Source organism: Acaryochloris marina MBIC11017 (assembly GCF_000018105.1).
In the GTDB taxonomy this organism is placed as follows: Bacteria; Cyanobacteriota; Cyanobacteriia; order Thermosynechococcales; family Thermosynechococcaceae; genus Acaryochloris; species Acaryochloris marina.
This window is the reverse complement of the sequence record NC_009925.1, coordinates 209,977-233,968: the sequence shown is the minus strand read 5'-3', so window position 1 is coordinate 233,968 and position 23,992 is coordinate 209,977. Positions and strand designations below refer to the sequence as shown.

The 23,992-nt window shown below is 43.8% G+C and carries 21 protein-coding genes and 1 pseudogene; 15 read left to right on the top strand and 7 right to left on the bottom strand.

Features of this window, described 5'->3' with window-relative positions; all coding sequences use genetic code 11:
- Positions 1-44: 44 nt before the first annotated feature.
- The 5 genes from AM1_RS01040 to AM1_RS01015 all read left to right on the top strand — a co-directional run bounded on the left by AM1_RS01040 (position 45) and on the right by AM1_RS01015 (position 3,836).
- The gene (locus AM1_RS01040) at positions 45-1,067 is read left to right on the top strand and encodes a hypothetical protein (RefSeq protein ID WP_012160934.1); all 1,023 of its coding nucleotides are present in this window, start codon (positions 45-47) and stop codon (positions 1,065-1,067) included.
- An 18-nt stretch (positions 1,068-1,085) separates the two neighbouring features.
- Entirely contained in the window at positions 1,086-1,769 is a 684-nt protein-coding gene (locus AM1_RS01035; RefSeq protein ID WP_012160933.1) for a hypothetical protein, read from the top strand.
- Between the two features lie 41 nt (positions 1,770-1,810).
- Positions 1,811-2,206, top strand: a complete 396-nt coding sequence (locus AM1_RS01030) for a hypothetical protein (RefSeq protein WP_041658584.1) — start codon at positions 1,811-1,813, stop codon at positions 2,204-2,206.
- A 335-nt stretch (positions 2,207-2,541) separates the two neighbouring features.
- Positions 2,542-2,799 carry a hypothetical protein gene (locus tag AM1_RS01020; RefSeq protein ID WP_041658582.1) on the top strand — a complete coding sequence of 86 codons (258 nt, stop codon included), beginning with the start codon at positions 2,542-2,544 and terminating at the stop codon, positions 2,797-2,799.
- A 68-nt stretch (positions 2,800-2,867) separates the two neighbouring features.
- Entirely contained in the window at positions 2,868-3,836 is a 969-nt protein-coding gene (locus AM1_RS01015; protein ID WP_012160929.1) for a hypothetical protein, read from the top strand.
- 104 nt (positions 3,837-3,940) lie between these two features.
- On the opposite strand, the gene AM1_RS01010 is transcribed toward AM1_RS01015, so the two are convergent.
- Together AM1_RS01010 and AM1_RS01005 are read right to left on the bottom strand one after the other, a co-directional pair.
- Positions 3,941-4,471 carry a hypothetical protein gene (locus tag AM1_RS01010; protein ID WP_012160928.1) on the bottom strand — a complete coding sequence of 177 codons (531 nt, stop codon included), beginning with the start codon at positions 4,469-4,471 and terminating at the stop codon, positions 3,941-3,943.
- 128 nt (positions 4,472-4,599) lie between these two features.
- Positions 4,600-5,055: a hypothetical protein gene (locus AM1_RS01005; protein ID WP_041658577.1), complete on the bottom strand. Its 456-nt coding sequence runs from the start codon at positions 5,053-5,055 to the stop codon at positions 4,600-4,602.
- 228 nt (positions 5,056-5,283) lie between these two features.
- Here AM1_RS01005 and AM1_RS01000 point away from each other — a divergent pair, with 228 nt between their 5' ends.
- The gene (locus AM1_RS01000) at positions 5,284-5,964 is read left to right on the top strand and encodes a hypothetical protein (protein WP_012160927.1); all 681 of its coding nucleotides are present in this window, start codon (positions 5,284-5,286) and stop codon (positions 5,962-5,964) included.
- Between the two features lie 41 nt (positions 5,965-6,005).
- On the opposite strand, the gene AM1_RS00995 is transcribed toward AM1_RS01000, so the two are convergent.
- Positions 6,006-6,326 (bottom strand): hypothetical protein, encoded by a 321-nt coding sequence (locus AM1_RS00995; protein ID WP_148215643.1) that lies wholly within the window; start codon positions 6,324-6,326, stop codon positions 6,006-6,008.
- Positions 6,327-6,518: 192 nt separating this feature from the next.
- Between AM1_RS00995 and AM1_RS00990 the strand changes: the two genes are divergently transcribed.
- A complete protein-coding gene (locus AM1_RS00990) occupies positions 6,519-6,836 on the top strand; it encodes a hypothetical protein (RefSeq protein WP_012160925.1) in 318 nt (105 codons plus the stop codon).
- A gap of 550 nt (positions 6,837-7,386) precedes the next feature.
- On the opposite strand, the gene AM1_RS00980 is transcribed toward AM1_RS00990, so the two are convergent.
- Positions 7,387-8,133, bottom strand: coding sequence for an FHA domain-containing protein (locus AM1_RS00980; protein WP_012160923.1), 747 nt, complete (start codon positions 8,131-8,133; stop codon positions 7,387-7,389).
- Between the two features lie 787 nt (positions 8,134-8,920).
- Here AM1_RS00980 and AM1_RS00975 point away from each other — a divergent pair.
- The 6 genes from AM1_RS00975 (at position 8,921) to AM1_RS00950 (ending at position 16,374) form a co-directional block, all read left to right on the top strand.
- Complete coding sequence (locus AM1_RS00975) at positions 8,921-9,292, top strand: hypothetical protein (RefSeq protein ID WP_238549134.1); 372 nt, start codon at positions 8,921-8,923, stop codon at positions 9,290-9,292.
- A gap of 373 nt (positions 9,293-9,665) precedes the next feature.
- Positions 9,666-10,040, top strand: coding sequence for a hypothetical protein (locus tag AM1_RS00970; protein ID WP_049783671.1), 375 nt, complete (start codon positions 9,666-9,668; stop codon positions 10,038-10,040).
- 387 nt (positions 10,041-10,427) lie between these two features.
- Positions 10,428-12,794, top strand: coding sequence for an ATP-binding protein (locus AM1_RS00965; RefSeq protein WP_012160920.1), 2,367 nt, complete (start codon positions 10,428-10,430; stop codon positions 12,792-12,794).
- Between the two features lie 130 nt (positions 12,795-12,924).
- A complete protein-coding gene (locus AM1_RS00960) occupies positions 12,925-14,235 on the top strand; it encodes an IS701-like element ISAcma8 family transposase (protein WP_012160919.1) in 1,311 nt (436 codons plus the stop codon).
- A 394-nt stretch (positions 14,236-14,629) separates the two neighbouring features.
- The gene (locus tag AM1_RS00955) at positions 14,630-15,088 is read left to right on the top strand and encodes a hypothetical protein (RefSeq protein ID WP_238549133.1); all 459 of its coding nucleotides are present in this window, start codon (positions 14,630-14,632) and stop codon (positions 15,086-15,088) included.
- A gap of 428 nt (positions 15,089-15,516) precedes the next feature.
- Positions 15,517-16,374, top strand: coding sequence for a hypothetical protein (locus AM1_RS00950; protein WP_012160918.1), 858 nt, complete (start codon positions 15,517-15,519; stop codon positions 16,372-16,374).
- A 195-nt stretch (positions 16,375-16,569) separates the two neighbouring features.
- Here AM1_RS00950 and AM1_RS00945 read toward each other — a convergent pair whose 3' ends face one another.
- Positions 16,570-18,837, bottom strand: a complete 2,268-nt coding sequence (locus tag AM1_RS00945) for a response regulator (RefSeq protein WP_012160917.1) — start codon at positions 18,835-18,837, stop codon at positions 16,570-16,572.
- A 497-nt stretch (positions 18,838-19,334) separates the two neighbouring features.
- Here AM1_RS00945 and AM1_RS00935 point away from each other — a divergent pair, with 497 nt between their 5' ends.
- Positions 19,335-20,048: an EAL domain-containing protein gene (locus AM1_RS00935; protein ID WP_012160915.1), complete on the top strand. Its 714-nt coding sequence runs from the start codon at positions 19,335-19,337 to the stop codon at positions 20,046-20,048.
- Positions 20,049-21,437: 1,389 nt separating this feature from the next.
- On the opposite strand, the gene AM1_RS00930 is transcribed toward AM1_RS00935, so the two are convergent.
- Entirely contained in the window at positions 21,438-21,884 is a 447-nt protein-coding gene (locus AM1_RS00930) for a hypothetical protein (RefSeq protein WP_041658549.1), read from the bottom strand.
- 404 nt (positions 21,885-22,288) lie between these two features.
- Here AM1_RS00930 and AM1_RS00925 point away from each other — a divergent pair, with 404 nt between their 5' ends.
- Entirely contained in the window at positions 22,289-22,675 is a 387-nt protein-coding gene (locus tag AM1_RS00925) for a DoxX family protein (protein WP_041658542.1), read from the top strand.
- Positions 22,676-22,804: 129 nt separating this feature from the next.
- On the opposite strand, the pseudogene AM1_RS38350 reads toward AM1_RS00925, so the two are convergent.
- Positions 22,805-23,992, bottom strand: a pseudogene (locus AM1_RS38350) (MFS transporter).

The window sequence follows — 23,992 nt, the reverse complement described above, 5'->3', positions numbered from 1 at the left end:
TAAAACCGTATTCCTAATTAACCAATGATTAACGGAGAACTTAAATGATAGATGCCCAGAAGATTTACAAAGACATGGAAAAATCGATGAAAAAAGCGGGGATGCACCCTAAGACTTTTAGAAAAATGATGAGAGGTGCGGGGGTGTTGACACCATCTCGTGAGGACCTTCGGGAAAGCTACGAACGAAAATTCTCACCTAGACTGAGCAGTCATTACTCCAACCGCATGGTTGCTGATGCCTTGGTGTCGGTGTCCGCTGGTTCAAACGCGGAATCAGTAGCTAGAGACCCTGTGCGTGCCAATGTTTACCATGCTACCGCTGCACTAACAGCCAGCCCCCATTTTCCTTACTATTTTTTGGACGAGGATCTGCTCTCTGATTTTTTGAAAACGGATTTGCCAACCGAAATCCCGAACAGATTCACATTGCCTAAATATGGTCTAGTTGTCTTGCCTCGGAGCAGTATCGTTAGCAAAACAGGAGAGATGGTGTGTCTTGTCTATTCTTTGGTAGAGCCAGGCACAAAGGAACTCCCCTCAATAGTAAGCACGTCTTCTGAAGGGAGAGCAGAATATGCTTTTAGCCGAGATCGGAAGGATCAAGATTCGTGGTCTTTGGTTTGGGGTGGGATAGAGACGGGGAAATCCGTAGTTGGAGGACTGGTAACCTTCAGGGAAGAATCCGGGTTCTTGCGCGTTGACAAAGGGATTGATCTCAACCCTGGATCCCAGTCAAACGACCTAGGCGAGGTAGAGACGGCCCTGTCTGTTCTGCTTTCTACGATTCTTTGGGCTGAACAGAACGCGCCAGAATATAGGACCGGGAAACGGAAAAGTTCTTCTACTACTGGGATAGCCCGCAGAGGAAAGCGACATACAACTTATCATCCTTTGATGATCGGAGAAGGGTATCGATCTGCTTCCAGTCACAGCACGGATGGCAGCGATAGAAGTAAGTCTCCTCATTGGCGTCGTGGGCATTGGAGAAGGCAGCACTACGGGAAAGGCAATACCCTCACTCGTTGGGTATTTATTGCGCCTACGCATGTTGGATTGAGCAATTAACTGAGGAGCATTAAAGACATGGGCAAGAATGCCAAGATCAAGGCAGCAAAAAGACAAAAGCGAACTGCACGAAGAACTAAAACAAAATCTGTCGCTAAGAAAAGACTCGCAGAACGCCGTCAGGGGCTTAAAGCCGCAAAGCACTCAAAAAACACACGGCACTATGCATCTATGGGACCTCGTGATGATTCCACGCTGAGCGATCAAGTGCTAGATAGACTAAAGAACATTAAACAAGGTATGCCTCCCTCAGCCACAGATTTAGCTGTACTAGTTGAAACGCCCTTTACTTGTAAAATCCTTCCCGCAGAATGGGAGTATGCCGCTGATCAAGCAAGAGAAGCGGGGGGAGGTGAAACCACAATGGACCCTACGGAAAAGAAACACCTAACCAAGGATTGGACAAATTTTTTTCTCGATTGCCGCGAGTGCGTAGAGTGCCACGACGAGATACTAGCAGACATGAAAAGCCAGTCAAGCTTTTCCGCAGAAGACCAGATAGCTAACCACATTGTTCTTTTAGGTTGCCGCTTAAAGGCACGCCGGGATCAACTAGAAGACCTTTTACAAGAGTATTTAGGGGAGGACTTTTCCATTTTTATGGAGACGTTCAACTTATCGCTAGGTTTTCTTGAGCTACACCTCCAAGGGTTGTCTATTCAATTGGGCGTTCCCTACAAAAAACTTTGCGGCCTTAATTAAACATAGCTAAACTAGGGGGTAATTGCACTTTTCTTCAAGCAATGTACCCCCTACTCGCTCCAGGATTTGACTCACCTAAAATAAAATTATCCTCGCGTTTGACGCCGCAACCCATAACAATAAAAAACGGCTCAAAGCAGGGCAGTTATACCTTTGGGGCTTTACCTATTTTCTTTAGTGTTCCAAATGCAGGGCGATTTTCTAATAGTCATTTCTTCCTTTCCCCGATAGCAAGGTCTGACAAAAGCGGTCAGTACAAGATTTTTGAACAATGGCGTTTATGCCAACTCAGAAATCCAAAATTTGATTACTTTGGTCAGAACCACTTTTTAGACGAAAATGATTTTGTAGTTCTTGGCACAATTTTGGATACTCAAAATCAAATCGATTGCATTCCCAAGATTCAAAAGCAGATTGATTACTATTTTGTATTTTGATTTTTGCGGGCAATTTGAGTATTGGCTCAAAAAAAATCAGCCTAATTATTTTCAGTCGCAGCTACAGAAAATCCCTGTTCTACTCGAAAAGATTTTTCAATGGCAAACCTTGCATTCTTATCAATGTAACGGGCTTAAGTTCAACGCAATTAACCCCGACACTTGCAACCCTCAACCTCGTGGTATTGGCCCTTGTGCTGCTTTCCCTGATGGTCTAGACGTACCAGAATGGCGTTTACCTGACTGGTCCGATTCAACTGTTGCAAGCAAGTCCCGGCACTTAGCCAAAGCAGCCTAGTGAAATCCTCTGACCAGAGAAAATAACTCAGTTAGCCATGTCAAACCCCCAAGCCAAAGCTTCCAAGTCTCAGTCAGCCCGGTATCAGCCCAAAGTCCTAGAGGATGACCAAGGGGCCTACTGCGCTGTTTGTGGCGGAAGACTTTCGATTGACCGAGAGCGATCGGACTATGCCAGAGTCCTGCATGTTTTCTCGGACAATCACAGAGCTTGCAGTCCCTTAAACCTTCTAACCTGGACTCGGCAACTTCCCAAAGGGACTCGATCCAGGGCCAAAAGAACCCAAGCCAAGTAAAATCCTCTGACCAGAGAAAATAGCATTGCCATCCCCACTCCAAAAATCCCAGTAAGGACCCCAAGCAAATGTTTGAGCAAAGCCCCAAAAAAATTAACCATCTCTCTGCACCTGAGCGACTTTTGGCGATATACCAGGCGACCGGGCACCTGCCAGGGCTACCGCTGTCTTACTATGGCTGTGCTAGTGCTACAGATCTCCGGTTGGCCGATAAGTGGGAAATGCAAGAAATGGAAGCCCAGCTCAGGAGCGATCCTGTAGAACGACAGCGGACTATGGCTAGCTTGCGCATGGATTATCCAGAGATGATCTTTGTCTCAGAACCCGATCCACTCCCCCCAATCCCTGACACTGCGGCACTAGCAAAACAAGCTGGTGTTTCGGTTCAGATCTATCGCGAAATAAAAGCCTGCAGATACCGCTTTGAACCTCTGACTGGCCCTGCCACTATTGCAGTATTAGAAGCCAAAGCCCTTAACTTTATCGATACGGCAAGATTGCATTGCTTCACTGACCGGACGAATCAGGGGGCTGCGATCGTAGATAGTGCAAGACGAGCAGGATTTGAACCCTACACGATAATCGAAGCAATCAATGAAGGGTTGGACGCCTACAGAGAGCGGATAATCTCAGGAACCCCTACCAATGCCGAAAGCATCCAGGCTTCTGATGATCCTTACCTCCAATTTGCCTATGCCTGGGTTCAAGCCATAGACCAGTGTTGGATTGAACAACAGCAAAAAGCTTGTGTAAATTTTTACCAACGACGCACACAGCACGAATCCCCGATTTTTAGTGAGCTAAAGATCCCGCTAGGTCCTCCTGATGGCCTTGAAATTGCAATACGACGGCGGATCAGAAAAGGTCTGGGCAATAGGTTCCCTAGTTTGGAAAGTTATATCCCAGAGCTAGCACCTGAGTTTGTCTCAGGTCACCTGTCAACTGCAATCCATGGCCCCCACGAGTTTGAGAGTGCCTTGAAAACCTTCAACAAGCAAGTATCCAAAATTCAACAAAGATATCGCAGGTATTATTAGACAGCAATCCCAGCTTACCCTCACCCACCTAGCCCAATAGTTCGTTAACAAAAGTAAACGTAAGGCACGTTAAGCTATTTGAAGCTATGGCGAGTAATTTGAAGTTATGCAGCGAAATCTATGGTCATTTGCTTATCTGAGCGTATCTTTTTTGCAATACGCTTGATTGCTCTGTACTCTGACTTGGGGATATCTAAAATGTCCTTGTTGGAGGTTAGAACGGCTTTCAATGCTTTTTTGTGGCTGGGTCCTAGCTGCTCCATGACATAGGCCATAACGACACTAATAGTTGTTTGAATCTCGGATTCTTTGATACTAGAACTGTTAAATTCACCACCGAAAAATAGCTCCAACATCAATTTTCCTTTATGACATTGGAATATGTTTTTAGACTTGACGATAGAAGTCAGGGCCTTTTCCTTGAGGGCGATTCGGGCCTTTTGGTAGTCCAGGTATAGACCCTCTGTTGGGGTTTTTATCTCCGATTTCGTGATAGAAATAACGCCTGTAGTTTCTAATCCTCTGGACTCAAAAACAGCTTGACCCTCGTCCAATAGAGATTGGACTTTCCACGGGTCTAAATCAACCAAAAGGCAAGCGTCACCCACTCCTAAGCCCAGGCTAATTTTTTGCATGAACAACTCTCGTTTTTTCTCTGGAAACCCAGGAATCTGATTCTGAGAGCGGCGGGCTTTGCTTCTGGGGTGGATGTCAGGCACTTGATCTACTGGCTAACGTTGCTCAGGTTACTGCCCTGACTATATCAACGGTGGGACGCTGGATGACCAAATATTCCTGTTCGATGATGAGACCGGAGTCGTCGAGATTGGCTGTAAGGCTTGGTGAGTAAGGCTTTTGGGTAGCTATCGCTGAGTAGAAAGCAAGATTCTCGCTCCGCTTTGCTCCGCTGCGAAAAGCTCGCCGCTTGGGCAGTTAAACAAAAAAGAAAATTTATGGGGTGCCTTACCCTCCTGTCTATACCGGGGTTTTCTTCTTTGTTTAACGCTTTCCAGGGTAGCTCTAGGACCCTGCCAGTCCAGCCCTTTCGCGGCATAATGCTCCCTCCGGTCCGCTTATTCCACGTCCCTTGACCGATACCCATCCCCCACACGCAGATCGCTTCGCTCAAGAGTTGCTCCGCAACAGTGAAGTCCAGGTCAAGATAGTACATTAGCACTAGCAAATCACAGGCCCCAACGACCAGCCAAACCGATAGCATTGAAGCACTCCGCAGTTGACAACCGTAGCAAGGGTAAAATTTTGGATCGCCCCAAAACATTTTACCCCGTTAGCAAAAGAATCCCCGTCTCTTTAGAGCGGGGAGAGTCGAACATATTATCGGTTTTCATGGATGCGTTAATTCACCAGTTCACTTGTGCACGCTATAGCCAGTGTCATTCTCTCTAGACTCATGGCTTTACGCTTTATCCTATTCAGTCTCTTGATTATGAGCGGGTTACCAAGCAGTAGCTTTGCCCAATTATCAACTCAGAAGACTCTAGATATTTACCGCTACCATGGGCTTAAGCCCGCAATTGGTCAAGCGTCTAAAGATGGCATCTTTCAAGACTTCAAGTTGCAATCAGACAACCTAGCCAAAATTTGGGCTGATCCAGACGCTGAACAACATGAAGGCTTAGACAATAGCTGGGTTAAGAGCTTCATTGATCGTCAAGGGACTTTGCCCCATCTCAGCATTCAGTTCTCCCGAGAAGGGTATGGAGCCAATATCAGTATTGCGCCTAAAAGACTCATTCCAGAGCGGCTTCCCAAGCAGAGTCTTCTCACCTTTGAAGCCCGCTCCTCAGATCCAGTCTGTATTGGCCTTCGCCTGATGGAACGCGATGGTGAGGTTTGGGGATATGGTAACCCCGGACTCGAATATCAACCGCTTTGTGTTTCTTCTAATCAGGAATGGACCACTTTTAAAGCACCTCTGAGTGCCCAACATCCAGGTTGGTTCCATTTCCCTCACAGTGGCAATGTTGATCTAGGCAACCAAACTTTAGACGCAGATATCTTGGCTTTAGTGACGCTAGAACTGGGCCTTAAGGGAGACGGACACTTGATATCTGGTCAAGCTGTACTCGACATTCGGAATATGCGCGTCCAACCGGATTCTCCGTAATTGCTGCTCCAGCCTACAACCCGCATCTGCAATTGATACGCTCATACAGATTCGGAAACTAGCACAATATTCACAACAATGCGTGAACGTGGCGCAATACGTAGGCAATAGCGTTCGTCTGTTTGGCTCCCATGGGTGTCAGGATTGCGGATACTGCGTAGGACTGAGTCAAGAGCGGAGTATGTGCGGTTACCATCGACCACGAGCACCATTTGGACGTTACGTCCAGCAGCAAACATCTGTGGATTAACAGTGCCGATATCAAACTGTACCTGGCCATTGCGAATATCTTGCCAAATGACGTAAGTCCGCTTTAAGGGCGGATAGGCCCGAAAACCAATGCCAATGGCCAAGATTGGCAAGATGCCGAAAAAGACAATGAGGGCGCAGCGGAAGGGCTATTCATAAGATGAAGCCAAATCACTCGTCAAAAAAAGGTCAGGGATAATACGGTTTAATTAAATCTGAGCACAAATTAAAATTAATAGTGAGGAATACCTACAAAACTCTCCTCATATTACTGATGCAAGTTCCCCTGATTAATCTGAGCTCTAATGTTGCAAGTTACTGATATATCCGTTTTTTTCCAAAAGAATACTTCTAATATTCCAGACGATCATTTTGAAACACCAAAAAAAATAACCGTTATTGAGTCCTGGACTGCTATACGAAAGGGAAAGAGTGCTGTTATCAAAGGAAGACTCCTGGGCCATCCTGATTATCCCGACGGGGTTAAGATGATGACCTCAACAGTCCATCGTTACTTAGCGGGTGATGGTCACGTATACATCAAAACTCAAAATTCCCTATATGAGTTGGGTCAACCTCTGAAAACAACTGATTTCCAAAAATTAGAACGAATGACCCAGTAAGAAATTCCATTCATCATAATGCAGACTACAAATGATTTGGACATCATCCTTAGAAGAGGAGAGGAATGCCTAACCTATAGGTTGAGTTTTTAGTGGCCACACAAACATGACCTTGATACACAAAATATCGCTGAACAGCAGAAGATTCTAAATACTTACCAGGTGGAAGTGTGTGATGCTGAAATAAATGCCCATGAACTTTTGTCTGATTATTAATATCAACACAATCCCATGATTGAAGAATAGGTATATCCACAGCAGCGTTTCCAGTCGCATCAAGGGATGAATTGAAATTGTTTAAATAATAGTCAATCAGATCCTCAGCTATCATCGTTAATCCTAATACTTCTCACTGTTATTTGTCTTAATTCAGCGACTGTTATTAGACCTCTTGCATAATTCAACTAACGATATGCTAGAGGACTAAAATCCGAGTCAGATCGCTGAATTTCTTTCGTCAGTAGCACATCATGAAACGAATATTGCAAGAGGTCTATTGTTGATTAACTACTAGTTCAACAAAGGGCAGACCGAATCGTTAAATTGAACTTTAAAGTCTAGCGTCCCCCAAACTGCTGGGTGCTTGGGTAAATTCCAATGCTGGACTGCTCTTTCTAGCATCGAGCATCAACCAACCGATTAGTGTACAGAAGGATAGGATCGCTCCAGCTATAACCATCCACATTTGACGGCTGACAGGTTTATTTAGCTCTTTGAGGATCTCCTCTCTGGATAACCGAACCGTCTCTTTTGCCTGAAGAGGAGCCTGCTGAAGCGAGTCATGGTCCTGTTCTGGGGTGGGTGAATGATGACATGCTAGAACGGTGTTTAATTCAGCCACTGGTACATTGGCTGAATTAAACACCGTTGCCTTATGGTCTAGGGTGTCAGATTTAAGGCTCTTGTAAGAGAGCGATTCAATATAATTCAGCAATTCCACTTGGCCCATCTCAAGCGTGAGATAAGTCGCTTTAATATCCTTGCCAAAGTTAATGAGATCTTTTGTCTCAAGTTCACGGGTTGAAGATGGCCGACCATTGATGTAAATCCCATTAGCACTGGGTTTACCCTGAGAATTGCCATCAATGATGCGATACCGATGAGCTTGATGTGGGAGAGGGACTCTCACTAGCATGGCATGTTGTCTGGAAATAGACGGATTATTCAAGACAATGGCATTGGTTGCGTCTCGACCGATTGAATAAGCAACTTCGGTTAACTTGACAATGCGCCGTTCCTTTCCATCATCAATCACTAGTAGATGATGTTCACAAGCCTCTGATTTGATTTTTTTCATAGCAGTGGAAGAAAACTTTAACTATTAAAATAACTAGACTTTATTAAGGGAATGACAAGTATCAAAACTTAAATCCCAATATAAGTTATATCTCTAATAATACTCATCCAAAAGTGTTCTTGCACAGAAGCATCGGAAGAGTTGAATAATTTATTGAATAATCATGAAAGGGCAAAGCATAATATCCATTTAGTTCATTACAATGACAATTATTTCAAGCTACTGTGATCTGAGTCACAAAACGCTTAGAACACCTGTTTGAAATGCTTTACGTCCGCTTAAACTAACAAAGATCATGCGCATGATTGAGTAAATATTACTCATAATTAAACTTTTTAAGTATATCCAATAATGTGTGAATCCAAAACTAACGCTATAATTCTGTTTTTTAGATTAAAACAGAATAGAAATTTGATAAATCATGCATTAAATTAGAATCGCAGGGAAAATACTCAAAGAAATACACTAAATTAAATATCGTAAGCATCACTTCAATCATAAAGATAAATCTGTGATTGAGATAATGATTAGTGTTAAATGCTGAATCTGAGAATAAATTTTTTCTTAAAAAATGATAGTTCTTATATCATGAGCTATCAAATCATCTTCTCTATTTTTGGTTAGGAAATACTACTTGCTCAATAGAGTGATCGGTGAAAATCACACAACTGCACATCAGAGGTAGTCCATTAACGGATTCATGATTTTAGTGGGATTAAGACCTTATGGGCATGTATGAAGCTTAAAACCCTATCTCTGACAACCTTTATATCTATTCCCCAAGACCATGAAAACTGCACCTATTTTGACCACCCACTCATCACCCCTCTCAGCGAAACCTATTAGTGATCAAGTAACAGTGACCACCTGCTATTACTTGCGTAAACTCCTTGCACAATCTGCCAATCAACTTCAGTCCTTTATTGTAGAAGGTGCGGGAATAGTAGCCGATGAGAAATCTGATATCAACCATGTTTTAGAAAGTTTGTACCTAGAAGAACTGGATATTAGTCTGATGGCTCGGGATCTTGAAGTAATCGTTCAACTCCAAACAATTTTGAGCAGATCAACCAGTACTAGCAGTCAACCTCTGGGTCAATTAGCTAAAGTAGAGCGACGAATATTTTGGATTCTGGGTTTGAAAAAAACTATGAGATAATTACGTCTCTTGCTTCATAAGAAATCGTTCAAGCTTGATTCGATGTAGAATCCCTTCATTGGGTTGAACAGAATGGACACCATTCCGACCTAGATGCGAGAGGGTGTTACTGTTCGGGGCCAACGGGCTGATCCAGTGAAGAGAAGGCTTGGAATAATTGCAGAGTGTTCCGTATTCAAGCCAATCTAACGGAGTATGAGGGTTAATTGATTTTAATTCTTTTATTGGTTTATATACTTATAAAAGCCTTAGTCCCTTTCATGAATTGTTTTATCTTAGTGATGACATGCAACCTCAAGCTGCTTGAGGAGATGCATTTGTTTGAGCTTGTAAAAGTTGCTTTAGTGAATAATTTTGGCAGCCTATGTCCTCGATGTCTTATGAAGAATGGAAGTATTTAAATCAACACTTTGAGACGGTTGATTTGTTAGCTGCAGTGAATCTTCTTTATAGGTTGATTAACCCTCCAGGTGAACATTTAGCTGGTAGACTACTTGATTTAAGAAGGAACTTAATACAGCTATATCAACTGGCAACTGATGTCGTTGATAAAGGAGTGACAACGAATGCTCAAGAAATGTTTGACCTCTCATTAGCATTAGAAATAGAGCTATCAGATCTGACGGAATTACTAGCATCAACATTAGAAACAGAGCTATCAGATCTGATTGAGTCCCTAGCAGCGATTCAGAGGCTTTTATCAAAGCTGAATGCTCTGCGTCCTGATAGTTTAACTTCCGATGAATGATTTGAGTTGTACATCCGAGCTATCCATACTCTTCGTAGATGGACGTGGGATTATTCGTAATGAGAATATAAGAAGGATTGACCAGTTATCCTGAGTCCGAGACTATCGCACGATAGTACAATTATATCAATTCGGTTGCCTAGCTTTTCATTCAGAACGATTGATTCAAGTTGTCCTGATTTCTATTTTCTGAAGTGTATGTGTTTCCCGTTTCAAATCCAGTTTATTGACAATAGATTTTTATTTTTAGGCTACTAAACTAGCCGACAGAAAAAATATCCTTAATTATATTAAGGAATAATTTATTTCAATCGAATTCCGATAGTTAGATATACCTTTTAAAGGGCATATTAGGAAAAGCATAGATGGAATTATCATCTTGAGTCGATGGATTTCTCCACATCTTCTCCAAAAATTCAGCATTTTCTAGTTATTGAAGACGAGCTAGGGAAACGAACTGTCCCACTAATAGATTCGACTTGCTCTCTTGGTCGAGATCCTAGTAACTCGATTGTGATTAAATCACCATCAGTATCTCGTCAACATGCCTTGCTGATGCGGGTGACTAAACCTGATATTGATAGCCATCTTTTTCGTTTGATTGATGGAAACCTTCAGGGTAAACGGAGCATGAATGGTTTAACAGTCAACGGCCAAAAGTGTACCACGCACGACTTGAATCATGGCGATGAAGTCATGTTTGGTCAGGAGGTCCGGGCTCGGTATTATATGACGAACAATATTGCCGATGTCCATTTTTTAGAGTCTTGTGAATCGGATGAGGTGACGGGCTTTTTGTCCAATCTTCACAATCCGATGCAGAGCCAAACACCACCCAGTGAAGTACTTGCCCACTCCAATGAGGCTGCAATCGTCCGGCTAGCCTCCTTCCCAGAACTCTTTACGAACCCCATTATCGAGAGTAACTTAAACGGTAAGATTACTTACTTGAATCCCGCTGCGGTGGCCCAGTTCCCACAATTACGGGAGATGCAAACTGATCACCCAATCATGGCAGGGGTAACGACTTTAATTGGCCAAGAGGACGAAAAAAACTTCGCTAGAGAAGTTGAAATAGGATCTCAAATCTTTGAGCAATCCGTTCATTACATTGCAGAGAGTGATTTGATTCGAACTTATATCGTTGATATTACTAAACGGAAGAGAATGGAAGCTGCCCTTAAGGATAGTGAGCGACGATTTAAGGCTATATTCAACCAAACCTTCCAGTTCTCGGGTCTTCTGAACCCCGATGGAATTTTGTTGGAGGCGAATCAAACTGCTTTAGAGTTTGGGGGTCTCCATTTAGACGACGTCATTAATACTCCACTCTGGGAAACTCGATGGTGGTCTAAATCAGCAGAAACACAAAGCCGACTTAAAAATGCTGTTATTGAGGCAGCTTGGGGAAAGTTCGTTCGGTATGAAGTGGATATACTTGGAGCCGAGGACAAGGTTGCCACTATCGATTTTTCCTTAAAGCCCGTCCATGATGAGGTGGATAATGTTGTTTTGCTGATTTTCGAAGGTCGTGATATCAGCGATCACAAGCAAGTTGAATCAGACTTACAGCGAGCACATAGCGAGCTAGAGCAAAGAGTCCAACAACGAACGGTTGAACTCAAGCAGAGTAATGAACACTTGAGAAGCGAGATTGTTGAGCGACAGCGCGCTGAAGCTGCTTTGCAATCCAGTGTTGCCACTAACCGAGCCTTAATTAATGCCATGCCCGACTGGATGTTTCGATTCAGTGCGGATGGCATTTTTGTCAATTATAAAGATGCACCCAATACGAAACTGCCCCTGCCTAGTGAAGCATTCTTAGGAAAATCTCTTTATGATGTTTTCCCCAAAGCTACGGCCCAACCATTTATGGAGTGCATTGAAAAAACACTCGATAGGCATGAGATGCAGCTGTTTGAATATCAGTTTGACGCTGAAGGAAACTCGTTCGTGTTTGAGGCTCGGTTTGCAGTCAGTGCTGAGAATGAAGTGATGGCTGTGATTCGCGATATCACTGAACGCAAACGAGCTGAAGACGATATTCGCAACGCGCTCAACAAGGAAAGGGAACTCAATGAACTCAAGTCACGGTTTGTGGCGATGACATCCCATGAATTTAGGACACCCTTGGCAACGATCCTGTCTTCTGCGGAGTTGTTAGAGCACTATGGTCATAAGTGGGATGAGACTCGCAAGCTCAAGCATTTAAGTCAAATTCAGCAATCCGTTGATCATATGACGGGTTTGCTCAATGATGTACTGTTACTGGGTAAGGCAGAATCCGGTAACCTTGCTTTTAATCCCGTCCCGATGCAACTCACCGAGTTCTGCACAGGTTTGGCTGAAGAGTTGCAGATCACGACCCAAACCCATGAGATTGTTTGTCGTTTGCAAGAGCAATTGACTGAAGTGCAAATGGACGAAAAATTACTTCGTCATATTTTTACGAATCTACTATCGAATGCCATCAAATACTCCCCCCAGGGGGGAATAATCAATTTTGATTTAGTGTTTGAAAGCGATGAAGCCATTCTCAAGGTTCAAGATCATGGTTTAGGAATTCCGCCATCGGAATGTAGTCATGTATTCAATTCTTTTAATCGAGCCACGAATGTGGGTAATATTTCGGGGACAGGATTAGGCTTGGCTATTGTCAAACGCTCCGTTGACTTGCATGGGGGTGAAATAACACTCACCAGCCAAGAAACGGTAGGGACAATCTTTACGGTGCGACTCCCCATCTATAAATAAGCTAGGTGTACATCCACTCGATCACCTTAGATTGCTGAAATGAATATACAGCTGGCGGCTATAACCCTCTTTTATCACTTTAGACAGATAAAAAATAGACTATTCTCAGTTTCTATTTTTCTAATGAGTGATGTCAGCTTCAAGAAGTCCAGAACCAACCATTGGCTTTGTTGATGAGTACTGCCAACTATTTGCAGAGTTATTTCCCCAAGTCCGCAGTTATGAAGCCTTCAAGCATCTCCATCTGGGGATGATTAGTGATATCAAACGTAAATCATTGCCCGCCATTGCAAGAGCAGTGGGCTTGGAGAACCATCAAAGCCTGCATCATTTTCTGAGTGAATCACCTTGGGTAGCGTCACATTTGTCTGACAAGAGATTGGACATCATCTTGAAAATACTGGATGGGCGCAGGTTAATTCTATTGATCGATGAGACGGGCGATTGCAAAAAAGGCAAGAGTACCGACTATGTGAAACGGCAGTATATCGGCAATGTGGGCAAGAAAGAGAATGGCATCGTCGCAGTCACTGCCTACGGGCTGTTTCAAGGGATGATTTTGCCTTTGTCCTTTGAAGTGTACAAACCCCGAGAACGTCTTAAAGAGGAGGATGAGTATCTCAGCAAACCCCAAATTGCTGCTGGAATGATCCGACAGTTGCAAGGGATGGGCTTTTGCTTTGAGCTCGTCCTGGCTGACAGCTTGTATGGGGAAGCTCAAACAAACTTTGTGAATGTCTTAGAGGAGTTAAAGCTGCCCTATATCCTAGCGATTCGTAGCAATCATGCGGTGTGGTTACCCGCAGAACAAGCAGTCTTTGCCGAACCGTGGCAGTCATTTGAACGAACCTTCAGCAATGGCACCACTGAAACTCGTTACAGGCAAGAGATCATTTATGGCCAGCGACACCACCAGAAGCGCTATTGGCTATTAACCACGGACCCCCAAACGCTACCAGAGAACTCAACCTCTTATGTCATGGCAGCGGCACCCGAGATCAAGCTGGATGAAATTGGGGATTGCTATGGCTTCAGAACTTGGATTGAGTATGGTCTCAAACAGTCTAAAGATACCTTGGGTTGGGCTGATTTTCGCATGACGCACTACGAACAAATTGAAAAGTGGTGGGAGATAGTGATGAGCGCTTTCTTGATGGTGAGTTTGTTCGCTGATGTCTTCAATGACTCTTGTCCAGTGGCACATCAACACTTTGCGCAGCATCCTTGGTGGGATAACCAAAACGGGTGGAAGAATCTGCTCAATAATGTGCGCTTGATCATTCAACCGTTAATCAGTTGGAATCTTCTAAAGCGCTGGTTAGAAGTCTTTCCCAGCCGTGCTTTGAAAAAGGGGTTTGAGCAACTCACATCAAAGATGGAGGCATTTTGCTGTCCACTGGTGAGGAAATTGCTCAAGCATCCTGATTTTCTCTCTGTCTAAAGTGATAAAAGAGGGATAAGGTCTGGGCTAAATGTTACTTCTTTTTAATCGATTAATGATGATTTGTTCATCTCAGGAAAAATAATTCTGTCTTTATCAAGAGCTAACGCGCCGATATGAAGTTGTTCAAGCCATTGGATTTATCTCATAGCACATATCGAAGAATCATATCTATTCAGTTGCTTTAACCCAGACCTTATGACCGCCAACTTGGTTGGTGACATCCTAGCTACTGATGAATAGAACACACCGTATTTGGGTACCATCACGGTTGGAAGAAAAACACGAAAGCATTCAACTGGCATTGATTTGGACCCGTTATGGTCATACCAGCAAGTAATGTCAGCCAGCCTCTTCTAGAGAATTTCAACGTTGATACTCCAACAATTCAGCCATGAATACCTTACTGAGATTAAGAGAATGGGTCATTCCAGGGACGATCAGTCTTCTACTATTGATAGGCTGCTCAAGCAAGACAACCCAACTTGAAAGCTCTGGTGATGCCGAAATGGATCAGACGGCAGCGTTTTCTCTATCCATTATTGAGAAGTTAGAAGATCGTCCGACCCTCGAAACCCCTTCCGAGATTGTGAACTATATGACTTCCACCGCTGGTACTGCAGAGCTAACGCCCCCCAGCGAAGAATACGAGCCCGACGCTGCCTCTCAGTATAAAGGACCTCGACCTGCTCAAACGGTCTGGGTTCAATCAGCCCAGCAACCTCGTAATGATTTTTTTCAGAAACATCTTATTCTATCTGCAGATGATTCAGCCGGAGTGATTGTTGCAAATGCCTATCGTAAGGATGGCAATGAGCCATTCTTTACATGGAAATGGCCTGTTAATGATTAAGGTTCCATATCGATGGTTCGCTGATCGAAATCGGAGGGGTTAAGGCATAGCCAAAGACGAAGAATTCTCATATTCTTTCTTTTAAAGCTAGGTCTATGCTGACAACACCAAATATTATGCAAACCTAAACGACCCACCTACTAATAGGAATGGGTTGTTTTCTTGATTAATATTCATAAATAGTCGCAAGGACGATATGACTTCACAATTCTCAGGAATTAGTGGAGCTGCAAACCAGTATACATACTGCTATTATCTTTTGGCCTTCACTTTGAGTGATGATTGTCATACCCCAGAATGTCTTACTGCAGTAAGGTAATTACTAATTTTTATAGAATCCTGGCATGAACGCATGGCACTTCAAATGCTAAATACTCTACAGTAAAAATAAGTTTTTATCTGTTTGAAGTTTAGCAAGAGGTCCTTTGATGTCTGATTCTTGCTTCTTAGAACCCCACCAAGATTTATATAGTATTTGCCTTCAACAACTACTTCCAATTGCGAGTGAAAGAGTACAATCCGTTGACCTGGACTGGTGGAATATTGAAAGTTTTTTAGGCTTGGCTTTCCATATCTTGTTAAGTGAGACGGATTCTAAACTTCGGTCCCAAGTCGCTCAAATAATACCGCTGTTTGGTGCTAAGGCAGTCCCCAACTTAGTCTTCATAGAGCAAGAACACGTCCTGGATGCTGATTTGAAATCTTTGGTCAATTTGACCTTCAGTAAAATTGAGCCTCAGCAACAGGTTATGGGGCTGATTGATATGCTTAAAGCTTGTGAAGATCAGAGCCTTGACTACCTCATCGCCCAAAAATTATGGGAGATAGGAGCTGTAGCAACTGAGGCAGTGGCAACCTTACTAGCAGATCCAGATGAACAAGAGCTTGCCCTAAGACTTTTAGCGCAGTTCCAGCAATTCCATCATCAGCAAGTGGCTAATCTGGAAGCTCTGTTTGAGCACAGCCCAGATTTTGATCCCCCCGGTTCATACGGTGCAATCAAACAAAAAGCAGAAACGCTACTTAAAGCAGCAATGCAAGCGGAGAGTGCGGCTCCTAGGCAGGCTGTGGCACTCTATACGGAAGCACTTCAATTGTGCTCTGACCATGCACAGGCTTATGGGAGTCGAGGTTTGCTACGGGCCATCTTAGGAGACCCACAAGGAGCAATGGCTGATTTCCAGGCCGCTGCGGAGTTATTTCGAGAACAAGGTAAAACGGCAAATGCAGAAATTGCTCTTGGGTATTGTAAAGCAATGGCTCGTCAGTTGCCCCACTTAGATTAAGTCTATCGTTGTACGCAAATCGATTTTAGACTGAAGGGCAGCGGTATAGTGCGATATTGGCTATGGGTAATCCAATTCTGATCTAAATGGTCGTTTTCTTGAAATTATTGAGAGATTTTATCCCAGTTCAGTAGAATCCAAAGGATATTTTGATTAAAACCCAAGCTCTCATTACTCTAACTAAATGATTCAACCTCATGTTTTAATCGGCTGACTTTCTGTTGTTTGAGGCTCGCTATTCTCCAAGGCAACCACAAGTTCCTGAATATTGATGGGTTTGGTCACGTAGTCATCCATGCCAACATCCAGGCATTTTTCGCGATCCCCCTGCATGGCATTGGCGGTCATCGCAATAATCCTGGGTCGTTCTTCCGGCATTATCGATTGGTAAATATGGGTTGTTGCCGTCAGCCCGTCCATTTCCGGCATATTAACATCCATCAGAATGACATCATAGGATTGGCGCTTGAGGGCTTGCAGAACTTCCAAACCATTGCCCACAACATCAGGGCGATAGCCCATTTTGGCTAAAATCAACACAGCCAGTTTCTGGTTGACGGGGTTATCTTCCGCCAGCAAAATCTTCAAGGGATGCTGATCCGCCATCTCTGTATCTAGCTGAAGAGTAGTAGACTTTTGAGTTTTGACTTCATTTCCCGTTAAGGATTTGACCAGGGCGCTATAGAGCTGGGATTGTTTGATCGGCTTATTGAGCCAGGCTGAAAACAGACCTTTGTGATGGGCTAAGTCAGGAGCCTGACCAATGGAGGTCAACATTACCATTGGGAAGTTTACCCCCCGAGGATGACTGCGAATTTTCTGAGCCAAAGTGAGGCCATCCATTTCAGGCATTTGCATATCCAGAATCGCGATATCAAAAGGACCCGCATGTTCCAACAGCCCTAAAGCCTCGTAGCCAGACGCAGCCACCTGAGGTTTCATTTTCCAAGATTCTGTTTGCAGGGTGAGAACCCGTTGATTGGTGTCGTTATCATCCACAAGCAGCACCCGCTTGTCCTTCAAGGTAACAGCAGGTAGCGATTGAGCCAACACCGTTGTATCTTCCGTCTCTTCGGCTTGAATCGTAAAGGCAAAGGTGGACCCTTGACCTTCTTCACTTTCAACCCAAATCCGACCGCCCATCAGTTCACTTAAACGCTTACAGATGACTAGCCCCAACCCTGTTCCACCAAATTTACGGGTGGTCGATGAGTCCACCTGGCTAAAGGATTTGAATAGACGATTCTGGCGTTCAGCAGGAATCCCCATACCCGTATCTCTGACGGCAAAACTGAGTTCATACAAAGGAGTATCCGCTGCAAAGGGCTCAGCCGAAACGTTAACCACGACTTCCCCAGATTGGGTGAACTTGATGGCATTGCCCAACAGGTTGACGAGAATCTGGCGTAGGCGGGTCACATCTCCCAAAATCGCCTGGGGAACATCGGGTTCAACCACCCCTGCCAACTCAATCTCCTTGGGACCCACCCGAGAGGCCACCAGCTCTAAGGCATCTTCCACACAAACCCGGACATTAAATGCCTGTTTTTCCAGATCCAGCTTACCGGCTTCAATTTTGGAGTAATCCAGAATGTCATTAATAAGCGTGAGGAGACTATCCCCACTTTTACGAATCGTTTCTGTATATTCTTGCTGTTGAGGCGTTAACTCTGTATCCAGGAGCAAGCCAGTCATGCCAATCACGCCATTCATTGGTGTGCGAATTTCGTGACTCATCATCGCCAAGAAGTCGTCTTTTGCTCGGGCGGCGGCAGCAGCGGCAGCATGCTTTTCTTGAATAATGCGATCACCTCGATAGACAATTGCAAACAGAACTCCATACAACAACCCAAGCACCCCACTGGTTCCCCACAAAATATTGCGCTGGGTGGTTTCCACTCGTTCCAGCAACGGGGTGACATCGGTATACATCTCAAATACCCCTTCAATGGAGCCGTCTGGGCCATCGGGACGCAGAGGTAGATAGCTCGACAGAAGATTGCGATCCTTCATCTGGCCCTTCATACCTGTAAAGGTGTCTTTATGGTTGATGAAGGAGCGGGATTGCCCCTGAATGGCTGCCTGGAAGCCTTTTGATTGACGCTTGTCTTGGCCAATTTGCTTGGTACTCGTTGAAAAGACAGTCCGCCCTTGTGTATCAAAGACCTTTACTTTCAACACGGGGAGTCCTTCTGCCCAGGATTCGATATCCTTCGTCAGCTTCAGGGTTTGGGGATGGGACTTTAACTGTTTTGCTGTCAAAGATTGAGTATTGCTTAAGAAGGATCCATGGGTCTTCCAGAGGGTATTAGCAAAGGATTGAGTCAGGGCAACATTCTTATTCTCAGTAACTGTGACTAAGCTCTGAATGGCACGATCTCGCGTGTACTGATTCAGGGCAGCAATGGCCACTACGAAAGCCACAAAGCTGGTGATGGAATAGTATCGCAGTAGCTTAAACACTTGAAACGCTCACGGAGTAAATTGGACCGCTAGTGATAAGGAGAGATACTCCCCCACCTCACCCATTAACTGATGTCCGTAGAGTACCCATTTATATGAACTAATAATCTGAATAGGTCCCCAATCATTTATATCTATCTCAAGGCAATATTAAAGTTAAAAATATTTCAAAAAGAGGACGACTTTTGAAGATTCAGAATGATGGTTGTTCGTCAGATTTCTGCTGAATATTTTTAATAAGCCCCCAGAAGGCCCAATCCAGAATTTTGGGGAATGAGAGGCTCCACGTTGACGCAGTGGGCATACTGGTCGATGAGGTAAACAGCATCAACTTGCCTGGGTTGCCAAGAAGCAGCACAATTTGCAGATATTGTTTATCTTGATCTGGCCTATGTCTAGCCTCATGTCCAAGAATTCCAGCTGCGGTTGTGTAGAGTTCAATGGCTAGGGAGTGTGACGGTTGTCTGAATTCGTCTAGGCTGAACTTTCGCTTCACAATGGCCTTTCAGCCCATTGTGAATCTTGCAGATGGCAGTATTTTTGCGCAAGAAGCGCTGGCTCGAGGCATGAATAATGAATCAGCGATCAGTATTTTGGAGCAAGTAACGGATGAGAACCTATATCGCTTTGATCAAGCTTGTCGGGTTCAGGCGATTCAGCTTGCCGCAGAGTTAGACATTCAATCGATATTGAGTATCAACTTTTTGCCCAATGCAGTGTACCATCCAGAACTTTGTCTTCAGACAACACTTGAAACGGCTGAACGATGTAATTTTCCCATTAGCCGAATTCTATTTGAGCTAACGGAAGTTGAAAAGGTTATAGATTATGCCCATGTTCAATCCATCATTAAGCACTATCAAAAGTTGGGGTTTAGAACAGCGTTGGATGACTTTGGAGCCGGTTATTCTGGGTTTAACTTTCTGGCTGATTTCCGACCTGACTTTATTAAGATAGACATGGCTTTGATTCGGAATATTGATAAAGACAAAGCGCGGCAGGCCATTGTTCGAGGAATTGTGCAAGTCTGTCGAGATTTAGCCATTGAACCGATTGCAGAAGGCATTGAAACAGATTTAGAATTAGACGTTCTTAGGGAATTAGGTCTCCAATTATTTCAGGGCTATTACTTTGCAAAGCCTAGCTTCAGAGCTGTGACTACCGACTTAAGCTTTGCCCGCAGCAATCCTAACCTCCATAAAAATGATTGATTCCAATGAAATAATACAATCTAATGCTGGTTCTTGAAGAAAGCGCATCAAAGCCTAGTTACAGGAAAGCAGCCAATACCAATTTCGTATAGAGATGAGCAACTCTATATATTGAAGTGACGTAACGGCAGTGCTTTAGCAGCAAAATACAGGCCATTTTGTTAGGTAATGGGTATTTCGAGGCGTTGTCGCATCCTCATTTATATCTCAATTAGATGCAGACAGAGACTAAGTTGTAAATCCCATCGTATGAGGGTCCAGCTCAAGACTAAGGAAAATAGTTCACAACTCGTCCCTGCCTGAAGATGTTTATCTTTTGGTTGTCCATCACCAAGAAACTAAAGTGAACATCTTACGATTTAAAATTCCCAAATATTTCAAATATATAACTTATTTAAAGCATTTTATGAGAGAATAGTTTCCATAAAACCTGAAGTTTTTATGGAAATCTTTTTCATAAATAGTGATATTTATCACATCAAACAACAGCTTTTTTATAATTCGAGTTTGTAGATTGTCAATATGCTTAGAAATAAGCGTTAAACACATCTCCAAATAACATTCGTATAGTTAGAGTCTTCACGCTCATTTCTCAGATAAGGAGCAGTAGACCATTCTGTGTTGCTCATGTAGCCAATCAACTCTCCAGCTTTGACCCAATGTTGATTACCGTCGTCGCTAGCATTTTGGAATGACAGTTGGCAGTGGTCGAGCTAAAAAATGGAGTAGATGTTGTCATCGGACATCGCCAGAAGAATAAGGGAATGAGCTGGTCAGCGAGAGGAAGTCGTGTTTTAGCTGTACTAAAGACCTTGACAATCTCAGTGAAATCTCGAACTATACGCCTTCTGATGTAGGAACATCTTAATTGAGTAAGACTTTGAAATTCATTCGCATCACTTTGTCAGGTATGCTCCCGACCTGGGTATTCTCAATTGAAAGAGATGAGAATAGAGCAATTCTCTCATCTATCACAGAATATTTATGGGCAGTTCCAGTACCGTGAACTGTCCCTTTTTTTTTAAAAAATTTCTTCTAGGAATAAAAGAATTTATTTAATGAAACCTGAGTTCGGGATAAAGGCTGAAACCTTCATCCTTTCGTAGAAGAGGCTCAAAAATGGGCTTAACCCGAATTGGGGTTAACTACAATCAGAGATTAACTTCGAGTTGCTGCTAGATTTTTGATGAAAACAATGCCTAAAGTCAATAGCACAAAAACATTCGTCTTAGTAGGGCAAAGCGATTGAGTGTCTGATGATTGAAAGAGCTGAGACTATAAGCAGAGAGTAATCCTTTCGCCAGAGCTGACAGTTGAGTTTGAAACTGTCCGAATTAAGAAGTACCTGAATCTGCTCTATTTCGATAAAAGTCGAGGATTGTTGGTTTGTCACGTTGGTGCTTTCCAGATCGATCTCAAACGCTGTAATCCTTGAGGGCTGATATAGATCTTATCTTCTATCAGTTTTAATTCGCCGTTAGCAAAGGTCGAACCCGCAGCCCAGAGGATACTCGTGAAGTCGTCACGTTTCAGTGATGAAGGAGCATATTTCACTAAGCCTTCATTGGCTAATATTTGATAAATTTCCTGCATGGTGGCTGGATATTGGGTATCTAATGCCCGGATATAGAGTGAGAGCAAGGGCATGGGATCATTTGTCCCGAAAGTTGCATGACAGATGGAAGTAGAGGTCGTCACCATCCAAGTGGCAATCTTATGCGGATCGGTAGTCCGGTCACGGGCTATCTCCAACACGAGATCCACCATATTTCTCCTGAAAGGAGTACCCAGATGAGTCTCTAAGTTTTTCCAGACTGCAAGGCTATTAGGATCCATGTAGGGTTAATCTTTTCGAGTAGTATTTTTAAGCCTCAATCTTGCTGTAGTTCTTTCAGTAGATCATCAAGGTCTACAATCTCTAGCTCGTCATTTTCTGGGAATACTTCAGTCTCATCTATAGGAAGAAGTTCTTTTTCTAACGGTGACATAGTTATTGATTACTAGATTTATTTATATATTTATTCCTCTATAGTAAATAAGCTCTTGTGTTTTCTGTATCCGAGAGTTTACGGAAATCCAATTGATACAGGGAGCAACCGCACTCTTAAGACCTTCACGTTAATCGCTGCTTTCAATCACTCGAAATAATAGGGTTGTCTGAACCTGAATGAACCCTGACAAATGTCAGTCAAATTCTTCAAGATATAAAAGCCCCCCTTACCTCATAAAGGATAAAGCTGATGACATACATACCCTTGGCAGCTCGCATCTGTTTGTCCCTTATCTTTTTCAAGGCTGGAATTGACCATCTACTGGGATTTTCTGGTTTCGTTGAGATGATTGGTAAAACTCTCCCCTTGGCCCCAGCACTCGCTATTGGCACCATTGTTTTTCAACTTGTGGGAGGCTTATCTCTGGTCATGGGCTATAAAGTTAAACTTGGTGCACTATTGCTGATTCTGTTTCTGATTCCAGCCACGCTGGTATTTCATAATTTCATTGGCGATCCAAGCCAAGTCAATGCCTTCTTGAAAAATGTGGGTTTAATCGGGGGACTCCTGATGGTGATTTACACTGGGGCTGGATCAATCAGCATCGATGCAGCGGCCCAAAAAGGACATAACTAAACATACTTGCAATTAAAACCCAGCTCAAAGATTGGAAACAATCATAAGTCTGAAGTAACTGATACTGACATGCCAAATCTGTTTTGGGGTTCGCTATTCTCCAGCGCAACCACGAGTTCATCAATAACACTATCGAGAAGGGACAGTCGAATTGGGGGGATTTACTTCTAAGAAAGTGATGCATAATACTCCAGCACAAATAAGGCCAAATAGACTTAAAGCTAAAAAACCGAATGTATAGCTGCCCATCATATCTTTCATCACTCCTAGAAAGATGGGTGGAAAGAAACCGCCCAGCCCTCCTGCTGCTCCCACTAAGCCTGTGACGGTGCCAGTCTGTTTAGGAAAATATTCGGGAACAAGTTTGAAGACTCCTCCATTGCCTAGTCCTAGAAGAACCGCACTCCCAATGCTACCTAGAGTAAAGAGGAGCATTGATTGGATAGCCAAAGTCCATCCAATGAGGAAGACCCCTAACAAGACAATTAATAAGAGTTTTCTGCCGCCTATGCGATCACTCACCCATCCTCCAAAAGGCCGACAAGCCGTCGCGACGATCACAAAGGTAGCCGTGAGTGCCCCTGCAGTAGTTGAATTGATTGAAAAGGTCTCTTGATAAATCGTGGGCAAATAGATGCTGAGAGTCACAAACCCACCAAAAGTCAGTGAATAGAACAGGCTGAGTACCCAGGCCAGCTTTGTTCGACGGAGGAACTTGAAATTCTGCCCAATAGTCTTGGGCACCCTTTTCCCTCTTGCGTTCCGCGCAAAAATAGCGAAAACAATCCCCCAAGTGAGGGACGCTAGACCAAATAAGAGAAACGGAGCCGCAATTCCAAAGCGATGGGCTAACAATGGTCCCCCAATCAAAGCAATCGATTGCCCAATATTTCCCAAACCATAGATGCCTAGAGCGGTCCCTTGTGCTCGTGTAGGGAACCAAGTGGATACAAAGGCAATGCCAACGGTAAAGGAACTCCCTGCTAAACCTAGCCAGAGTCCCTAGAATAGGAGGCTGAGGTAAGAGTGATTCAGCGCCAAAGCGACAGGAGGAATAATCCCGAGAATCAATAATAGGCTAAAGACCAAACGCCCCCCAAACCGATTTGTGAGGATGCCTAAGGGGATCCGACCCAAGGCCGCCAGTAGAACCGGGATAGCGACCATGAGGCTAACTTGAGTAGCCGAGAGTCCTAATTCTTGTTTCAGTAAGGGAGCAACCCCAGCGATCACCCCCCAACTGGCAAATGAGATCGCAAAGGCAATTGTTGCTAAGCAAAGACTCTTATAGGGTTGCGATTGAAAGCGCTGATTCAT

What these genes read in the sequence shown, in the direction of transcription:
- AM1_RS01040 (WP_012160934.1), top strand. Translation starts at nt 45, where the DNA reads ATGATAGATGCCCAGAAGATTTACAAAGACATGGAAAAATCGATGAAA.
- AM1_RS01035 (WP_012160933.1), top strand. Translation starts at nt 1,086, where the DNA reads ATGGGCAAGAATGCCAAGATCAAGGCAGCAAAAAGACAAAAGCGAACT.
- AM1_RS01030 (WP_041658584.1), top strand. Translation starts at nt 1,811, where the DNA reads ATGTACCCCCTACTCGCTCCAGGATTTGACTCACCTAAAATAAAATTA.
- AM1_RS01020 (WP_041658582.1), top strand. Translation starts at nt 2,542, where the DNA reads ATGTCAAACCCCCAAGCCAAAGCTTCCAAGTCTCAGTCAGCCCGGTAT.
- AM1_RS01015 (WP_012160929.1), top strand. Translation starts at nt 2,868, where the DNA reads ATGTTTGAGCAAAGCCCCAAAAAAATTAACCATCTCTCTGCACCTGAG.
- AM1_RS01010 (WP_012160928.1), bottom strand. Translation starts at nt 4,471, where the DNA reads ATGCAAAAAATTAGCCTGGGCTTAGGAGTGGGTGACGCTTGCCTTTTG.
- AM1_RS01005 (WP_041658577.1), bottom strand. Translation starts at nt 5,055, where the DNA reads ATGCTATCGGTTTGGCTGGTCGTTGGGGCCTGTGATTTGCTAGTGCTA.
- AM1_RS01000 (WP_012160927.1), top strand. Translation starts at nt 5,284, where the DNA reads ATGAGCGGGTTACCAAGCAGTAGCTTTGCCCAATTATCAACTCAGAAG.
- AM1_RS00990 (WP_012160925.1), top strand. Translation starts at nt 6,519, where the DNA reads ATGTTGCAAGTTACTGATATATCCGTTTTTTTCCAAAAGAATACTTCT.
- AM1_RS00980 (WP_012160923.1), bottom strand. Translation starts at nt 8,133, where the DNA reads ATGAAAAAAATCAAATCAGAGGCTTGTGAACATCATCTACTAGTGATT.
- AM1_RS00975 (WP_238549134.1), top strand. Translation starts at nt 8,921, where the DNA reads ATGAAAACTGCACCTATTTTGACCACCCACTCATCACCCCTCTCAGCG.
- AM1_RS00970 (WP_049783671.1), top strand. Translation starts at nt 9,666, where the DNA reads ATGTCTTATGAAGAATGGAAGTATTTAAATCAACACTTTGAGACGGTT.
- AM1_RS00965 (WP_012160920.1), top strand. Translation starts at nt 10,428, where the DNA reads ATGGATTTCTCCACATCTTCTCCAAAAATTCAGCATTTTCTAGTTATT.
- AM1_RS00960 (WP_012160919.1), top strand. Translation starts at nt 12,925, where the DNA reads ATGTCAGCTTCAAGAAGTCCAGAACCAACCATTGGCTTTGTTGATGAG.
- AM1_RS00955 (WP_238549133.1), top strand. Translation starts at nt 14,630, where the DNA reads ATGAATACCTTACTGAGATTAAGAGAATGGGTCATTCCAGGGACGATC.
- AM1_RS00950 (WP_012160918.1), top strand. Translation starts at nt 15,517, where the DNA reads ATGTCTGATTCTTGCTTCTTAGAACCCCACCAAGATTTATATAGTATT.
- AM1_RS00935 (WP_012160915.1), top strand. Translation starts at nt 19,335, where the DNA reads ATGGCCTTTCAGCCCATTGTGAATCTTGCAGATGGCAGTATTTTTGCG.
- AM1_RS00930 (WP_041658549.1), bottom strand. Translation starts at nt 21,884, where the DNA reads ATGGATCCTAATAGCCTTGCAGTCTGGAAAAACTTAGAGACTCATCTG.
- AM1_RS00925 (WP_041658542.1), top strand. Translation starts at nt 22,289, where the DNA reads ATGACATACATACCCTTGGCAGCTCGCATCTGTTTGTCCCTTATCTTT.